We start from the raw sequence: 15,885 nt of genomic DNA on the forward strand, positions 1-15,885 counted from the left end.
ATGAGATCGAATGGGCATCGCTACTGGGTCCGGATCCACTGGGCCACGCTCCACCGGGATCATCGGTTCCGGTATCGCCGGCCTGACAGCCGGCAAGATGCTGGGCGACTACGGGGTGCCGTACACCTGCTTCGAATCCTCGGACCGGATCGGCGGCAACTGGGCCTTCCAGAATCCGAACGGTGTCTCCAGTGCCTATCGTTCGCTGCACATCGACACCTCGAAACATCAGTTGTCGTTCCGGGACTTCCCGATGCCCCACGAGTTCCCGGACTTTCCACACCATTCGCAGATCAAGTCCTATCTCGACGACTATGCCGAAGCCTTCGACCTCTTGGAGCGCATCGAGTTCAACAGTGCCGTCATCCGGGCCGAGCACCACAACGGTGGCGGCTGGACCCTGCACACCCGCGACGGTGGCAGCCATGACTTCGAGTTCTTGGTCGTTGCCAACGGCCACCACTGGGATCCCCGTTACCCCGGGTTCCCCGGTGAGTTCAGCGGACAGACGATCCACTCCCATCAGTACATCGATCCATCCGAACCCCTCGACTGCCGCGACAAGAGCATTCTCGTGGTCGGCATCGGCAACAGCGCCGCGGACATCACCGTCGAGGTCTCCTCGCGAACGCTGAACAACACCGTCTACCTGTCCACCCGCTCAGGGTCCTGGATCGTTCCCAAATACATCGCCGGACGACCGGTCGACAAGTACGGACGTGCGCTGCCCTACATCCCGAAACGGTTGCAGCGCACAATGATCAACGGCTTTGCTGAGTTCATCTCGGGCGATCCGGCGCAGTGGGGGTTGCCGCGGCCGACGCACCGGTTCCTCGATGCCCACGGAACGCAGTCGATCGAACTGCCCCTGAGGCTCGGCTCCGGCGACGTGACCCCCAAACCCGATGTCCGGCAGCTCGACGACCGGACCGTGCACTTCGACGACGGCACCAGCGCCGAGGTCGACGTCATCATCTACGCCACCGGCTACAACATCACCTTCCCGTTCTTCGATCGTGATTTCATCAGCGCGCCGGACAATCGCATCGCGCTCTACAAGCGCATCCTCAAACCGGGTTTCGACGATCTGGCCTTTGCCGGCTTCGCACAGTCGGTTCCGACTCTTTTCCCATTTGTGGAATGCCAGTCGCGGTTGATCGCCGCCTACGCAGCGGGGGCGTATCGGCCACCAGACGTCGACGAGATGCACCGGATCATCAAGGCCGACGAAGACATGTACCTGCACAATGTGCTCGACCGCCCTCGACATACGCAGCAGGTCAACTTCTTCGACTACGAACGTCAGATGAGACTGCAGGAACTCCCGCAGGGACGACGCCGGGCAGGTGCCCGCCGGTGAGGAATCAACTGGTGTTCCCCTCCGGCGGTGTCGACATCGATGCCTGGCACTTTCCCGCCGCCGACAACAGGCTCGCGGGTGGCACCGGCAGACCAGTGGTGGTCATGGCACATGGATTCGCCGGCACCAAGGACTGTGGGCTCGAACCCTTCGGCCGGAGCCTCGCCGCCGCCGGTTTGGACGTCATCGCCTTCGACTACCGGGGTTTCGGCGCCAGTGCGGGCCGGCCACGCCAGGTCATCTCATTGCCCGGCCAGGTCCAGGACTATCGCGCCGCGCTACGCCAGGCCGCACTGCTCCCCGAAGTCGATCCGCAGCGGATGGTGCTCTGGGGTGTCTCGATGTCCGGCGGCACCATCTTGGAGGTTGCGGCCGGTCGTAGCGACATCGTCGCGCTGATCTCGCTCACGCCCCTGGTGGCGAGCCGCCGTGATCACCGGGCGTCACGGGTGGCAAAGCTTCTTGCACAGGGACTTCGAGACAAGGCCGCCGCGGCACTGGGCCGGCCTCGGATCATGGTGCCCGCGGTCGGACGACCGGGTTCGGGCGCACTGCTGGATGTGTCCGGCACATTCGACGACTACACGTCCATAGCCGGACCCACCTGGCGCAACGAGGTGAACGCCTCGATTGCGGTCGAGGCCATCCGGCATCGACCCGGCCGCCGCGCCGCGCAGGTGCGTTGCCACGCCCTGTTCCAGATCGCGGACTTCGACCGCTGCGTCGCGGTTGACGCCGCGATCAAGACCGCGGTGCGGGCCCGCGCGCAGATCCGGCACTATCCCTGCGATCACTTCGACGTGTATCCGGGCAAGCCGTGGCACGAAACGGTTGTCGCCCATCAGGTGAAGTTCCTGACCCGCGCGCTGACCGCCGGTGCAGATCTCAGAGGTTCTTGAAGTCCTCACGTTCGACGTGAAAGTGCTCGTCGCGCAACCGGAATGCTTCCCTGGTCCCATGTTCGGCTCGCGTCTTGACGAAGTTGAACTCCCCCGGCGCGAACTGCAGGTTCGTCCCGAAGGCGTGGAAGAGGTAGCTCGCCACCTCCTCGCCCTGATACGCCTGATTCTGCTCCACCATCCGAAACGCCTCTTTGGCGATCACCACGCCATCGGCCGGCATCTTTGCCGCCTTGCGCGCCCAGTAGCGGGCAGCGGCGGTCAGGGACTGCGGGTCACAGGTCTCGGTGAAGACGCCCAGATGCTCCACCTCCCCGGCACCGATGATGTCGCCCGTCAACAACATTCGCCTGGCCAGCACCGGGCCGAGGCGGTGGAAGAACATGTGCAGACTGCCCAGAGCCGGGCCCAGGAACCGGGTCGCGGGCATCCCGATCTTGGTGTCCCTGGCGATGACCGAGATATCGCACATGAGCGCCATCTCGAATCCACCGCCAAGCGCATACCCGCCGATCTCGCCGACGGTGACCTTCGGGAACCCCAGGAACTCGTGGTAGAAGCCAAATGACTTGCGGTCCACATTGAGTCGTCGACGCTGACTGGGCCTGCGACTCTTCCCCGAGGCGCCTGCATCATTCCCATCGACGCCCTTCTCTTCGCCGTACCAACCGTAGGCGTTGTTCATGTCGGCGCCCGTGCTGAACACCCCCTCGGCGCCGCGAAGCAGCGCGACCGTCACGTCGTCGTCGTCGGCGACCACATCGAGGCACCGGGCCAGATCATCGCGCATTGCTGCGTCGTAGGAGTTACGGCGTTGTGGATTGTTCAGCGTGATCGTCGCGATCCGGGTGTCACGGTCCACCTCGAACAGGACCCGGTCACTTCCAACAGTCGACGATGTCATCTGCCAAACTCCTTATCGATTCGCACGGGGGATGTGCGGTGCCTGCGCATCAGTTCGAAATCCTGCGTTTGCCGTGGCGCGAGCCGGCCAGCTGATCGGGAGGTAATGCAACCGCGGTGACCTGCGCGCTGCACAACGTCTCGTCGCCGAGTAGCAGGCGCGCCGTCGAGATGAGTTCGCGACCCTCGTGCGATCGGTCGATCTCGAACCGCAACGGGGTGAGCACCGGCGTCGGCCGTCGGTAGGCGATGTTGAGTGAACGGGTTTTACCCGATAGTCGTACCGCACAATTCTGGTGCTGTACAACACAATCGAAGAACACGCCCAAGAACCCACCGTGCACCGATCCCGGTGGACCTTCGTAGGACAACCCGAACTCCACCCGTCCCGATGCGCTGCGGGGGTCGAGGTGGTCGAACTCGTACTCGGGGAAACAGGGATTGAATGCACCGACGTCAAAGGCGTGGTCGAGGTAGACCCGCCGATCCGCGCCGACCTCATCTCCGAATCGCGGCGCCGGATTCGGTGGCGCCGCAACGGCCAGTTCGCGCTCCCACTGCTCACATTGGGCGGCAATGGCATCCACCGTCGGGTGCTCATGTTCGAGTGAGAGTGCCACTTCGATCAGACGGCGGATGGCCGCTGCGGCGGCGACCGTCTGGTCGAGTGGGGCTTCGCCATAACTGGGTCTGGCGCTCTCGCCCGAGGTCACCTGTTCGTCCAGCGCCATGGTCCCACTCCTTCAAAATGCTTGTCGCAAAGACTGTCGCACGCGTTCCCGTATACCTTACAGTAGTGGACATCAGGCCACCTGTGGCCGCGAAGCCGCCATCGAGGAGGAATTGTGTCCAACACCGACACCGGGGCCGAGCCGACAACTACCGAGTTCACCGTCGGAGCGGCTGCCGACGTCGTCGCCGCCGCGATCGGCGACCGCGTTTTCATCTCCCAGGGCGACGATCACTACACCCACGCCCAGGTCGCGGATCGTTCCAAACGCCTTGCCTCCTACCTCCATTCGTGCGGATTGGGCGTACATACCGAACGCGATGAACTCGCCAGCCACGAAACCGGTCAGGATCTGCTCGGCATCTACGCCTACAACGGCAACGAATACATCGAGACGCTGCTGGGTGCCTTCCGGGCCCGCGTCGCCCCGTTCAACGTGAACTTCCGGTACGTCAGCGACGAGCTTCGGTACCTGCTCGCGGACGCAGGCGCCAGTGCGCTGGTCTATCACGCCGTGTTTGCCCCACAGCTCGCCGCGGTGCTGCCCGACCTCCCACACCTGCGAGTGCTCATCCAGATCGCCGACAACTCGGGAAACGATTTGTTGCCCGGCGCCGTGGACTACGAAACCGTCATCGCCGAGAGCTCCCCGGAATCACCGCCCGTCGAACCTTCGCCGGACGACCTGTACGTCCTCTACACCGGAGGGACCACAGGTATGCCCAAAGGCGTGCTGTGGCGTCAGCACGACATCTTTGTGTCCGCCTTCGGTGGGCGGAATCTCGCAACCGGTGAACTCGCACGTTCGTACGAGGACATCGCCGCCCGCGTGGTCGACAACCCGGGGATCAAGATCGTGGTGTTGCCACCGCTGATGCACGGCGCCGCCCAGTGGGCCGCCATGCAGGCACTGAGCACAGGCCAATCCCTGGTGTTCCCCACCGTCGTCGACCATCTCGATCCCCACGACGTCGTGGCCGCGATCGAACGGGAGAAAGCCGGGGTGGTGATGCTTGTCGGCGACGCCGTGGCACGGCCCCTGCTCACTGCGCTGGAAGACACCTCCGCCGACCTAACGTCGCTGTTCGCCGTGGCCAACGGTGGGGCGATTCTGACGCCGACCATCAAGGCGCGACTGATCGACGCCCTCCCCAACGCCATCGTGATCGACGGTGTGGGCTCCTCGGAGACCGGCGCGCAGATGACCCACTTGTCCACTGCCGACGCCGTTTCCACCGGAACATTCAATCCTGGACCGGACACCTGCGTCCTTTCTGAGGACCTCGAGGCGATCCTCGAACCCGGACACGACGGCATCGGATGGCTGGCTCAGCGCGGACACGTCCCGCTGGGCTACAAGGGTGATGAAGCAAAGTCCGCGAAGTCGTTTCCAACCGTTGCCGGCATCCGATTCTCCCTGCCCGGCGACCGCGCCCGACTGCTCTCCGATGGCAACATCGCACTGCTGGGCCGAGACTCCGTGACCATCAACTCCGGCGGCGAAAAGGTCTTTGTCGAGGAAGTCGAGATGGCCATCGCCTCCCACCCGGCGGTCAGCGATGTCGTGGTGGCCGGACGTCCCAGTGAACGCTGGGGTGAGGAAGTTGTTGCCGTGGTGGCGCTGATCGATGGCGCGACAGCAAGTTCCGAGGACCTCGTCGATCACGCAGGCAAATCACTCGCCCGATACAAACTGCCCAAGGCCGTTCTGTTCCGCACTGCGATCCAGAGAAGCCCCGTGGGTAAGGCCGACTATCGGTGGGCCCGAGCGCAGGCGGTCACCGGCGACTGACCCCCGTTCTTCACCTCATCCGCAGAACCACGAATGGAGTGCTTGATGCAAAAAGCCTTGGCACCGGAGATCTCGACCTGGCCGAGCACCGATCCCCAGCTGATCGGAAGTCGTTGTGGTGATTGTGAGGCCACTGTGTTTCCCGAACACAAACTCTGCCCGCGATGCAGCAGCGATCAGGTGTCGGCGGCACTGCTGCCGCGCCGCGGAACCCTGGTCGCGTGGACCACCCAGGGGTTTCTTCCGGGAGCTCCGTACGCCGGGCGGGAGACCATGAAGACCTTCACACCGTTTGCGGTCGGTCTGGTCCAGCTCGGCGATGTGGTCCGGGTCGAGGGTCGATTGACCGAAAGCGACACCGCCAAACTGCAATTCGGGATGGATGTCGAGCTCACGATGATCCCGTTCACCGCCGACGACGACGGCAACGAGATCGTGACGTTCGCCTTCCAGGCGATCTGACACCAAGAAGGGTTTTGACATGACAGATCGGACAGCACAATGACGAGGGTCGCGATCATCGGAGTGGGACTGCACCCGTTCGGCCGATTCGAGGGCAAGTCCGCCATGGAGATGGGTGTCGACGCCGTCCGCTTTGCACTCAAAGACGCCGGCCTGGAATGGAAAGACATCCAGTTCGGTGTCGGCGGCAGCTGGACGGTCGCCAATCCGGACAACATCGTCGGGATGTTGGGGCTCACCGGAATACCCTTCACCAACGTGTTCAACGCCTGCGCCACCGGCGCGAGCGCAACTCAGGTGTGCGCCGACACGATCCGCGTCGGTCGCTATGACATCGGGATCGCTATCGGCCTGGACAAGCATCCGCGCGGTGCATTCACCGAAGACCCGACCCTGGTGGGGATGCCGAAGTGGTACGCCGAGAACGGCCAGTACCTGACCACGCAGTTCTTCGGCATGAAGGCCAATCGCTACCTCCACGATCACAACATCTCACCGCAGACCCTTGCGAAGGTGGCAGCCAAGAACTACCGGAACGGCGCCCTCAATCCGAATGCGTTCCGCCGCAAGCCGATCTCCGAGGAAGAGATCCTCGGCTCGCCGATGCTCAACTATCCGTTGACGCACTACATGTTCTGCGCACCCGACGAAGGTGCCGCTGCGGTGATCATGTGCAACGCCGACATCGCACATCGCTTCAAGACCAAGCCGGTCTTCGTGAAGGCCGTTGAGCTGCGGACGCGCAGTTACGGTGCCTACGAGGTCAACACCACCTATGGCCCCGTCGACGAGGATGTGGCGCCCACCGTCTACGCGTCCCGCGCTGCCTTCGAAGTCGCCGGGGTATCACCGGAAGACGTCGACGTGATCCAGCTCCAGGACACCGATGCCGGAGCCGAGGTCATCCACATGGCCGAGGCGGGCTTCTGCGCCCACGGTGACCAGGAGAAGTTGCTCGCCGAAGGTCTCACCGAGATCAGCGGTCCGATGCCGGTCAACACCGATGGTGGTCTCATCGCCAATGGTGAGCCGATCGGGGCATCCGGTATCCGGCAGATCCACGAGCTGGTACGCCAACTCCGCGGCGAGGCAGGCGACCGCCAGGTCGGTGGCAATCCGAAAGTCGGGTTCGCCCAGCTCTACGGTGCACCCGGAACCGCAGGTGCCACAGTCCTGACCACCTGACAACCGGGCCGCACCACCCGGCCACCAAACGCTCCGCTTATACGAAGATGCTCCGCATATATGCGGAGCATCTTCGTATAAGTGGAGCGTTTGCGGAAGGGCACTAGGCCAGGCTGACGTTCATCCGTTTGACGCCGTGGACGAAGGTGCTCTGCAGGTACTCGGGTTCACCGAGGGTGACGTCGGGAACCCGGGTCAGCAGTTCGTAGAAGAGATGGCGCAGTTCCATTTTCGCGAGTTGCGCTCCGAGGCAGTAGTGCGCTCCCCCGCCGCCGAAGCCGACGTGGGGGTTGGGGTCGCGCGTGATGTCGAACTCGTGGGGACGGTCGAAGACTTCTCCGTCGCGGTTACCCGAGCAGTAGAAGAGGCCGAGCTTTTCGCCCGCTGCGATCTGCGTGCCGCCCAGTTCCGTGTCGACCAGTGCATGCCGTGCAAACGAGACCACCGGCGTCGACCAGCGGACGAACTCGTCGACGGCGGTGTTGATCCGCCCGTCGAAATCCTCCAGCAGCCAGGCCTTTTGGTCGGGGTTCTCGACCAGCGCCTTGAACACGTGGGTAGTTGTCTGTTTGGTGGTGTCGTTGCCCGCCGAGCCGAGGAGCACCATGAACGAGCCGATATCGGTGTCGGACACCTTGTGCCCATCGACCTCCGCGTTGATGATGTTGGTCATCAGATCTTCGCGCGGGTCTTCGCGGCGACGGGCAGCGAGTTCGACGCCGGCATTCTGGAGGATCCCGAGCTGACCCATGACGTGCATCGCCCGCTCTTCCAGTGACGCGTACTCGTCATCGCTTCCGCCCATGAGGCTTTCGGCGGCGTAGGCGACGGCCTCCTGATTCTCCGGCTCGATGCCGATCATGTCGGAGATGGTCTTCATCGGCAGCTTCGTCGACAGAGACGACACGAGGTCGAACTCTTCACCGGTGCGCAGCTGGGTCAGGAAATCGTCCACCACCACACGAGCATTCGTCCGGATCTGTTCCTCGATCCGCTTGACCTGCCGCGGCGTGAACGCCGAACTGATCAGCTTGCGATGCCGGGTGTGATCCGGCGGATCCATCGCCAGGAAGTAGGTTGTCATCCGCTGGATCTCGGCAGGCATCGGATCGAGCGACACCCCCAGACTGGATCCGAAGACGGCGTTGTTCTGGCTGACCTCACGGATGTCCGCGTGCCGGGTCAGCGCCCAGTATCCGGTCTCCTCGTGTGGAAAGACCGCGGAAACCGGAGCATGCCAGCTCAGGCCTTCCTCGGCGCGCAACTGCGCGAATATGTCATCACGCGTGCGGAAGTCACCGGCCTTCCAGAAGTCCTCGGCCGAAATGTCGAGCCGGTGATACGGATGTGGTGAAACCGGCGCACTGTCGATGGTCATCGATACCCCTGGATCTTGTTGTTTGGCTGACACTTTGGAGAATCGTCTCCGCCGGACTTCGTGACGGACCCGGCTACAGCGCGATCGGTGGCCCGGCCATCATCGACGAGATGAATCCACCGTCGACGTGAATGTCTTGTCCCACAATCCAGCCGGCTCCGGGCGAACCGACGAAGTCGATGACCGGAACGATGTCCTCGACGCCTGCATGTCTGCCAACGGTGGCCTTCACCGAATCAAGCACGTCCTTGCCCATCGACGCCTCGAAGTCGGTGAGGATCGGGGTCTCGGTGGGCCCAGGGCTGACGATGTTGACCCGAACCCCGTACTTCGACAACGCCGGGCCCGCAATCCGTTTCGCGAACAGGATCGCCGCCTGTTTCGAGGTGCTGTAGACGGGATAGTTCGGATCCTGCGTCGCCTGCCATGCCACGACCGCGGCCGGTTCTGTGGCATCGAGTAGTCCGACGAGGTCAGCGGCCCGCTGCTCCCACCCAAGAGCTGCCACCGAAGCGACCACCACAACTGCGCCGCCGGTGTTCAGCAGCGGCAGCATTCCGGCGGTCATCAAACGCATGCCCAGGTAGTTGACCAGCAGCACGTCGCCTGCAGGCGCCGTCCCGGGTACGCCGGCCACATGTGCCAGCAGATCCCAGCCGGAACCGATGTCAGCGAGGAACGCCGTGATCGCCGCGGGATCACGCAGATCAACCTGGCGATGTTCCGACGCCGGTGTCGTATTCGGCTTGACATCAACTGCGAGAACGTAATCCCCCCGCGAATGGAAGTGGGCAGCGCTCGCCGCGCCGATCCCCGACCCGGCTCCCACAACCACCACTCTGCGCTGCTGTGCACTGCTCATGTCGCCACAACCCCGTCGTCGTACAATTGACTGTAAGCCCAACAGTAAACATGTTGGTCGCGCTGGGCAATAAGCCAAGACTTCTTGGCTTGCACGTGAAACAGATATAGTATGGCTTACGGTATCAGGCAACAGTGGGCGCTGCCCCGGCAGTCGTGCGGCACAGCGGTGGAGGAAGTATGACCAAGTTCGAATCTGGGCGAACCACGTTCGGGGCCAAACTCGTATTCGATCCGTTCTCGCAAGAGTTCTTCGACGGTGCATACGACACCTACCGGCGGATGCGTGAAGAAGCCCCGGTCTACTACAGCGAGGAATACGATTTCTACGCACTGAGCAGGCATGCCGATGTGGCACACGGCCTCACCGACTTTGCCACCTACTCGTCCGCGCGCGGTGTGGACCTCGCGCAGGTCCGCGTCGGCGGAGCCGAGAAGTTCAAGTCGATCATCGTGATGGATCCTCCCGACCACCGCCATATGCGCGGACTGCTCAGCAAGGTGTTCACTCCGCGGGCGATCAACGCACTCAAGCCGATGGTCACCGAACAGGTGGATCGCTTTCTCGGCGAGGTCGATCCGGACGAGTTCGATCTCGTCCAAGACTTCTCTGTGTATTTTCCGGTGGAGGTCATCACGCGGATGCTCGGAGTGCCTGCCGAGAGCAGGCAACAGGTTCGGTTATGGGTCGACGAGATGCTGCATCGCAATCCCGGCCAGGTCGAGATGTCGGAGGCCGGGCTGCAGTGCGCCATCGACACGGCGATGCTCTACTACGGGCTCGCCCAGGAGCGACGCGCAGATCCACAAGACGACATGCTCACCAAGCTCGTCAACGCGGAGATCGAACGCGAAGATGGCAGCACAACACGCCTCGACAACATCGAAATCGCCAGTTTCACAACATTGTTGGGCGGAGCAGGTGCCGAAACCGTCGCAAAACTCATCGGCAACGTGGGCGTACTCTTCGCCAAGCACCCCGATCAATGGGAGATGCTGAGAGAAGATCGCAGCAAGATCCCGGCGGCGATCGAGGAGTTGCTGCGCTACGAGGCCCCCGCTCAGTACAACGTGCGGTATTCACTCAAAGAAGTGGAACTGCACGGCGTCACCATCCCGGCAGGCAAGCCGGTGTTCCTCCTCGGCGGCTCGGCCAACCGCGATCCAGAGGCCTTCACCGACCCCGACACCTTCAACATCGACCGCGACCGCAGCGAGGCGCAGAACCTCGCCTTCGGGTACGGGATCCACAGCTGTCTCGGTGCCGCGCTCGCGCGTATGGAGAGCACCATCGCGATCGATCGGCTGCTCGATTTCATGCCGAAGTTCACGGTCGACGCGGACAGCTGCAAGCGGGTGACCATGCAGAATGTGGCCGGATGGAGCAACGTACCCGTCCGGGTGATCCGATGAGAGTGCAGGTCGACTTCGGGCTGTGCGAAAGCAACGGCTTTTGCATGGCCGTGATCCCGGAGGTCTTCGAACTCGGCGATGACGACATGCTCACCGTCCTGCACCCCGAGGTCACCCCCGAAAACCTGGATCTGATCAAAGAAGCGGTTCGAAAATGCCCCCGTCAGGCCATTTCGATCGCTGAATGATCTTCGGTGGTCGAGTGCAGATCAGGTGAAGTCGGTGCCACCGTCGACGTTCACATTCGCCCCGGTCATGTACGAATTGGCACGTGAGGCCAAAAATACTGCAACACGTGCGATTTCATCGGGCAGCCCGGCCCGCGGCAGGTGCGCCGGATGCCCGAAGTGTTTGTCGATCGCCGCCATCAGCTGATAGGGATCGTCACTGTCGACACCAACCGATGTGGCCCATGCGATCAATGAATCCGACGCCACGCTGCCCGGAGAGATCACGTTGACCATGATCTCGTCCGGCGCCAGAAACAGCGACAGGTTCTTGGAGATACTGGTGACCATCGCTTTTGCCGCCGTGTAGGCCGGCAGCCGGACACTCTGCCGCTGTGTCGAACCGGCCGAGAAGTTCACCACCCGTGCCCATTCGGCTTGTCGCAGAAGCGGAAGTGCCGCCCGGACGGTGTGGACCATCCCCATCACACCGTCATCGAATCCGGCTTGCCACTGCTCGTCGGTGAGTGTCTCGAAGTCGCCCTGGACATTCGGGCCTGCAGCGTTGATCAGCACATTGAGTCGGCCTTCCCACCGCTGCCCCAGCTCGACGAAGACCTCGCTCACCCGCGCCCGATCACGGACATCCGCGACCAGGCCGACCGCATCGGGGCTACCGGATACGGTGAGTTCGGCGACGGCGCGATCGAGGTCGGATGGCGTCCGGGCCAGGACGGCAACGCGCGCACCCTCTTCGGCAAGGCAGCGGGCGACGGCCAGGCCCATGCCCCGGCCGCCACCCGCCACCACTGCACTGGCACCGCTGAATCCGAGATCCATGATTCTCGATCCCTGCGCTCTAGGTGGTTACTTCGGCCCGAACCGCTGCGCCCCGTCGATGCGGACGACCTCGCCGTTGATGTAGGTGTTCTCCAGGAGGTACTGCGCCAGTCCCGCGAACTCGTCCGGTTGGCCGAGCCGCTTCGGGAAGGGCACCGAAGCAGCGAACTTCGCCAGTCCTTCTTCGCCGAGCAATTCCATCAGCGGGGTCCGCATGGTGCCGGGAGCGATACTGTTCACCCGGATGCCAACGGCGCTGAGGTCACGGGCCGCGGTCAGCGTCAACGAGATCACTCCGCCTTTGGCTGCGGCATAGGCGGATTGGCCGATCTGTCCCTCATATCCCGCGATCGAGCTGGTCATCACGATCGCGCCGCGGGCACCGTCGGCCTTGGGCTCACGAGTGGCGATGTTCGCCGCCGCCAGCCGCAGCACGTTGTACGTGCCGGTCAGGTACAGCGCGATCGTGTCGGTGAAACCCTTTTTGGTATGCGGTGTGCCGTCGCGGTTGACCACCTTCTCCAGGACCCCGAAGCCGCCGTGAGCGATGACCACGGATCGAAAGTCGCCCAGCTCTTCGGCTTTGGCGATGGCGGCGAGTACCGCGTCGTCGTCGAGCACATCGGTGCGGACGTAGGCGACCTTGTTGCCCAGTTCCTCTGCCAGTGCCAGCGCCTTGTCATCGGCCAGATCGGCGATGACAACGGCGGCACCCTCGCTGTGGAGTTTGCGGACGGTTGCCGCGCCGAGGCCGCCCGCGCCTCCGGTGACAAGTACTGACTGACCTTCAAATGACACGGATATCTCCTAGAAGTGAAGTGTTACAAAGTGTTTGCAGAATGGACGAGGACTATTCGCCCGACCAGTTGGGCTTACGCTTCTCTGCGAAGGCCACAGCGCCTTCCTGGGCATCCTTGGAACCGAAGATCGGAATGATCAGCTCCATCTGCTTCTCCCACATCTCCTGTTCGCTCCAACCACGAGATTTCACGATGATCTCTTTGGTGGTGGCGACCGCGAGCGGACCGTTGGCGGTGATCTTCTCGGCGAGTTCCAGTGCCCTGTCCAGTGCCTCACCGGGTTCGGCGACAACGTTCACAAATCCATATCCGGCGGCTTCCTCGGCGGTGAAGCTGTCGCCGGTCAATGCCAGTTCCAGGGCCTTCTGATACGGGATGCGATCAGGCAGTCGCAGCAAACCGCCGCCCGCGGCCACCAGACCCCGCTTGACCTCTGGGATACCGAACTTTGCTGTCTTCGATGCCACCACCAGATCTGTGGCCAACACGAGTTCGGTTCCACCAGCCAGTGCGTAACCCTCCACGGCCGCGATGATCGGCTTGACCGGCGGCTTCTCGGTGAAGCCCATCCCCTTGCCCTTGATGTGCACCATCTCCCCTGCGGCAAAAGCCTTCAAATCCATACCGGCACAGAAGTTGCCACCCGCTCCGGTCAGCACCGCGACCGACAGCTCCGGACTGCTGTCGAGTTCATCGACCGCATCGGCCAGCCCCTGACTGACCGCCAGGTTCACCGCGTTTCGCGCGTCCGGACGGTTGATGGTGATGACCAATGTGCGCCCGCGACGCTCGACAATGACCTCGTCTGACATGCCTTACCCCTCGTTGGATGTGTGTGTTTCAAACCTCGATGACGTCTCAGACCTCGATGAGCACGGCGCCACCCTGGCCGCCGCCTGCGCACATGGCCGCGACTCCGATACCGCCGCCCCGTCGCTTCAACTCGTACAGAAGCGTGGTGACCATCCGCGCGCCGGACGCGGCGATGGGATGGCCGAGACTGGCGCCACTTCCGGAGAAGTTGACCCGTTCTTCGTCGAGCCCGTACTCGCGCACGGCCGCGATCGGTACCGAACAGAATGCCTCGTTGATCTCCCACAGGTCGACGTCCCCGGCTGCAAGGCCCGCGCGAGCGAGGACCTTCCCGATCACCGCGACTGCCCCGAGTCCGGTATCGCGTGGAGCGAGCGCCGAAGCAGCCCAGGCCTTTACAGTGCCCAATACCTCAAGGCGCTCGGCCAGCGCGTAGTCCTCGTCCACCACAACCACGGCGGCCGCGGCGTCATTGATCCCGCTGCTATTGCCCGCGGTGATCGAGAAGCCCTCGATCTCGGGATGCAGGACCGGCAGCGCCGCCAACCGCTCCAAACTGCTGTTGCGCCGAGGATGTTCATCGACGCTGAAGTCGACAACGGTGCCATCGGGCAGTTCGATCTTGAGTGGGAAGATCTCGTCGGTGAACTTTCCGGCGTCGATCGCGGCGATCGCACGCTGATGCGAACGTAGTGCCCAGGCGTCCATCTCGGCGCGACTGATGCCGACCGCCTTTGCCGTGTTCCAGCCGACGGTGATCGACATGTCGAGGGTCGGTGCGTCCGGCGTCTCCGGATGGCTCGGTGGCATCCAGCCCTCTTTGAACTCCAGCTCCGGACCAGGGATCCGCCACTTCATCGCCGGACCCGTCGACAGTGATTGCACACCACCGGCGACCACCACACGCTCCATCCCGTATCCGACCTGCGCCGCTGCGTTGCCAATGGCGGTGAGACTGCCCGCGCAGTGCCGGTTCACCGCCTGTCCGGGCACGGTCTCCATCCCCGCGGCGACCGCGGCGTAGCGCGCCAGGTCGCCACCGCCGTAATGCGACTCGGCAAGGATCACGTCGTCGACTGCAGCGGGGTCGACGCCGGCGCGGCGTACAACCTCGGGAAGGACGGCGGTTGCGAGTGCCTCGGCAGGTGTGTTGACGAGCGCACCTTTGAACGATCTGCCGATCGCTGTCCTGGCTGCACCAACGATGACGGGTGTGGGCATTTTCCAACCTCGGGCTCTCGGGCCGCGTCCCCGCGAGCGGGCGCAGCGTGATGATCACAAGCGGCGAAACCAAATCGTAGCATCTACCGTAGGAGTAACAGTATGCTTATTTGGAACCTGACCGACGCCTTCGGTTCACCGCGGCACAGCAGAGAGGTGTGGACTACACCATGGGCGACTTGAACCCGCCGGATCCGACCGATGGAGAACTGACGGTCTCTGCTGACGGTGGAGTTCTGCGCATCGTGATCGATCGCCCATCCCGGCGAAATGCCATGACCCACGCAATGATCGACACTTTCGTGAAGGCGTTGACCGACGCTGCAACCGATGACTCCCTGCGTGTTGTCCATATCCGCGGGAGCGGCGACCACTTCTGTGCCGGTTCGGATTGGGTGGCAACGAACAAGACCGATCAGCGGCCCCGCGCAGGCAATCTCATCCGCCGAATCCCCCATACCGCGCACCGGGTGATCGAATTGGTGACCACCATTCACCTCCCCGTGGTCTGCAGCGTGCAGGGTTGGGCTGCCGGACTGGGTTGCAATCTGGCGCTGGCAGCCGACTTCACGGTCGCCGATGAGGGCGCCGTCTTCGCCGAGCCCTTCATGGCGAGGGGCTTCACACCCGACTCCGGCGCCACCTGGCTGCTTCCGAGGCTGATCGGCGTCGCCCGGGCCAAGGAGATGCTGCTGCTCGGCGAGAAGGTGACCGCGACCCAGGCCGCGGAGTGGGGCATGATCCACCGCGCCGTCGCCGCCACCGAGATCGACAAGATCTCCACCGATCTGGTCGACCGCCTCGCAGGCGGACCCACCGTCGCGATCGGCCTGGCCAAGGCATCGATCAATTTCGGTCAGGGCGCATCTCTGACCGAAACGATGAACCACGAACTATCGGCCCTGGAACTGGCCTGCAGAACAAGCGATTTCAAAGAAGGACTGTCAGCGTTCAAAGAACGCCGGACACCAGACTTCGATGGGCGATGACCATCTCCCGACCGAAGGGAGCACCCGTTGCCCCCGACCGAAGGGAGCACCCGTTGCCACCGACCCGAAGGA

Annotated in this window: 16 protein-coding genes; 8 read left to right on the forward strand and 8 right to left on the reverse strand. The window is 63.3% G+C overall.

What is annotated here, in order from left to right; genetic code table 11:
• Window positions 1-10: 10 nt before the first annotated feature.
• Window positions 11-1,360 (forward strand): flavin-containing monooxygenase, encoded by a 1,350-nt coding sequence (locus tag AC1TPF_RS26580; protein WP_482145795.1) that lies wholly within the window; start codon window positions 11-13, stop codon window positions 1,358-1,360.
• Entirely contained in the window at window positions 1,357-2,259 is a 903-nt protein-coding gene (locus AC1TPF_RS26585; protein WP_482145796.1) for an alpha/beta hydrolase, read from the forward strand. The genes AC1TPF_RS26580 and AC1TPF_RS26585 overlap by 4 nt, the downstream gene beginning before the upstream one ends.
• On the opposite strand, the gene AC1TPF_RS26590 is transcribed toward AC1TPF_RS26585, so the two are convergent.
• Window positions 2,246-3,163 carry an enoyl-CoA hydratase/isomerase family protein gene (locus tag AC1TPF_RS26590; RefSeq protein WP_482141980.1) on the reverse strand — a complete coding sequence of 306 codons (918 nt, stop codon included), beginning with the start codon at window positions 3,161-3,163 and terminating at the stop codon, window positions 2,246-2,248. The two genes, AC1TPF_RS26585 and AC1TPF_RS26590, sit on opposite strands and share 14 nt — an antisense overlap.
• Window positions 3,164-3,212: 49 nt before the next feature.
• Entirely contained in the window at window positions 3,213-3,893 is a 681-nt protein-coding gene (locus AC1TPF_RS26595) for a PaaI family thioesterase (RefSeq protein ID WP_482141979.1), read from the reverse strand.
• 114 nt (window positions 3,894-4,007) lie between these two features.
• Here AC1TPF_RS26595 and AC1TPF_RS26600 point away from each other — a divergent pair, with 114 nt between their 5' ends.
• From AC1TPF_RS26600 to AC1TPF_RS26610, 3 genes are read left to right on the forward strand one after another with little or no spacing between them, the layout of a single operon-like run.
• Window positions 4,008-5,684, forward strand: coding sequence for an acyl-CoA synthetase (locus AC1TPF_RS26600; RefSeq protein ID WP_482145797.1), 1,677 nt, complete (start codon window positions 4,008-4,010; stop codon window positions 5,682-5,684).
• 45 nt (window positions 5,685-5,729) lie between these two features.
• A complete protein-coding gene (locus AC1TPF_RS26605) occupies window positions 5,730-6,146 on the forward strand; it encodes a Zn-ribbon domain-containing OB-fold protein (protein ID WP_482141977.1) in 417 nt (138 codons plus the stop codon).
• A 39-nt stretch (window positions 6,147-6,185) separates the two neighbouring features.
• Window positions 6,186-7,331 carry a thiolase family protein gene (locus AC1TPF_RS26610; RefSeq protein ID WP_482145798.1) on the forward strand — a complete coding sequence of 382 codons (1,146 nt, stop codon included), beginning with the start codon at window positions 6,186-6,188 and terminating at the stop codon, window positions 7,329-7,331.
• A 103-nt stretch (window positions 7,332-7,434) separates the two neighbouring features.
• Here AC1TPF_RS26610 and AC1TPF_RS26615 read toward each other — a convergent pair whose 3' ends face one another.
• A complete protein-coding gene (locus tag AC1TPF_RS26615; RefSeq protein WP_482145799.1) occupies window positions 7,435-8,709 on the reverse strand; it encodes a cytochrome P450 in 1,275 nt (424 codons plus the stop codon).
• 73 nt (window positions 8,710-8,782) lie between these two features.
• Window positions 8,783-9,571, reverse strand: a complete 789-nt coding sequence (locus AC1TPF_RS26620) for an SDR family oxidoreductase (RefSeq protein ID WP_482145800.1) — start codon at window positions 9,569-9,571, stop codon at window positions 8,783-8,785.
• Between the two features lie 179 nt (window positions 9,572-9,750).
• Between AC1TPF_RS26620 and AC1TPF_RS26625 the strand changes: the two genes are divergently transcribed.
• Both AC1TPF_RS26625 and AC1TPF_RS26630 read left to right on the forward strand, forming a co-directional pair.
• Window positions 9,751-10,983 carry a cytochrome P450 gene (locus AC1TPF_RS26625; protein WP_482141973.1) on the forward strand — a complete coding sequence of 411 codons (1,233 nt, stop codon included), beginning with the start codon at window positions 9,751-9,753 and terminating at the stop codon, window positions 10,981-10,983.
• Window positions 10,980-11,171 (forward strand): ferredoxin, encoded by a 192-nt coding sequence (locus AC1TPF_RS26630; RefSeq protein WP_482141972.1) that lies wholly within the window; start codon window positions 10,980-10,982, stop codon window positions 11,169-11,171. Before AC1TPF_RS26625 ends, AC1TPF_RS26630 begins: the two co-directional genes overlap by 4 nt.
• 21 nt (window positions 11,172-11,192) lie before the next feature.
• Here AC1TPF_RS26630 and AC1TPF_RS26635 read toward each other — a convergent pair whose 3' ends face one another.
• Genes AC1TPF_RS26635 through AC1TPF_RS26650 form a run of 4 tightly spaced genes read right to left on the reverse strand, consistent with a single transcriptional unit; the run spans window position 11,193 to window position 14,824 of the window.
• Window positions 11,193-11,990 carry an SDR family NAD(P)-dependent oxidoreductase gene (locus AC1TPF_RS26635; protein ID WP_482145801.1) on the reverse strand — a complete coding sequence of 266 codons (798 nt, stop codon included), beginning with the start codon at window positions 11,988-11,990 and terminating at the stop codon, window positions 11,193-11,195.
• 27 nt (window positions 11,991-12,017) lie between these two features.
• Window positions 12,018-12,788, reverse strand: coding sequence for an SDR family oxidoreductase (locus AC1TPF_RS26640; RefSeq protein ID WP_482145802.1), 771 nt, complete (start codon window positions 12,786-12,788; stop codon window positions 12,018-12,020).
• 52 nt (window positions 12,789-12,840) lie between these two features.
• Window positions 12,841-13,602, reverse strand: a complete 762-nt coding sequence (locus AC1TPF_RS26645) for a crotonase/enoyl-CoA hydratase family protein (RefSeq protein ID WP_482141969.1) — start codon at window positions 13,600-13,602, stop codon at window positions 12,841-12,843.
• 46 nt (window positions 13,603-13,648) lie between these two features.
• Window positions 13,649-14,824 (reverse strand): thiolase family protein, encoded by a 1,176-nt coding sequence (locus AC1TPF_RS26650; protein WP_482145803.1) that lies wholly within the window; start codon window positions 14,822-14,824, stop codon window positions 13,649-13,651.
• A 170-nt stretch (window positions 14,825-14,994) separates the two neighbouring features.
• Here AC1TPF_RS26650 and AC1TPF_RS26655 point away from each other — a divergent pair, with 170 nt between their 5' ends.
• Entirely contained in the window at window positions 14,995-15,813 is an 819-nt protein-coding gene (locus tag AC1TPF_RS26655; RefSeq protein ID WP_482141967.1) for an enoyl-CoA hydratase/isomerase family protein, read from the forward strand.
• The last annotated feature ends 72 nt before the right edge of the window (window positions 15,814-15,885 follow it).

Source organism: Williamsia sp. Y853, from assembly GCF_056786495.1.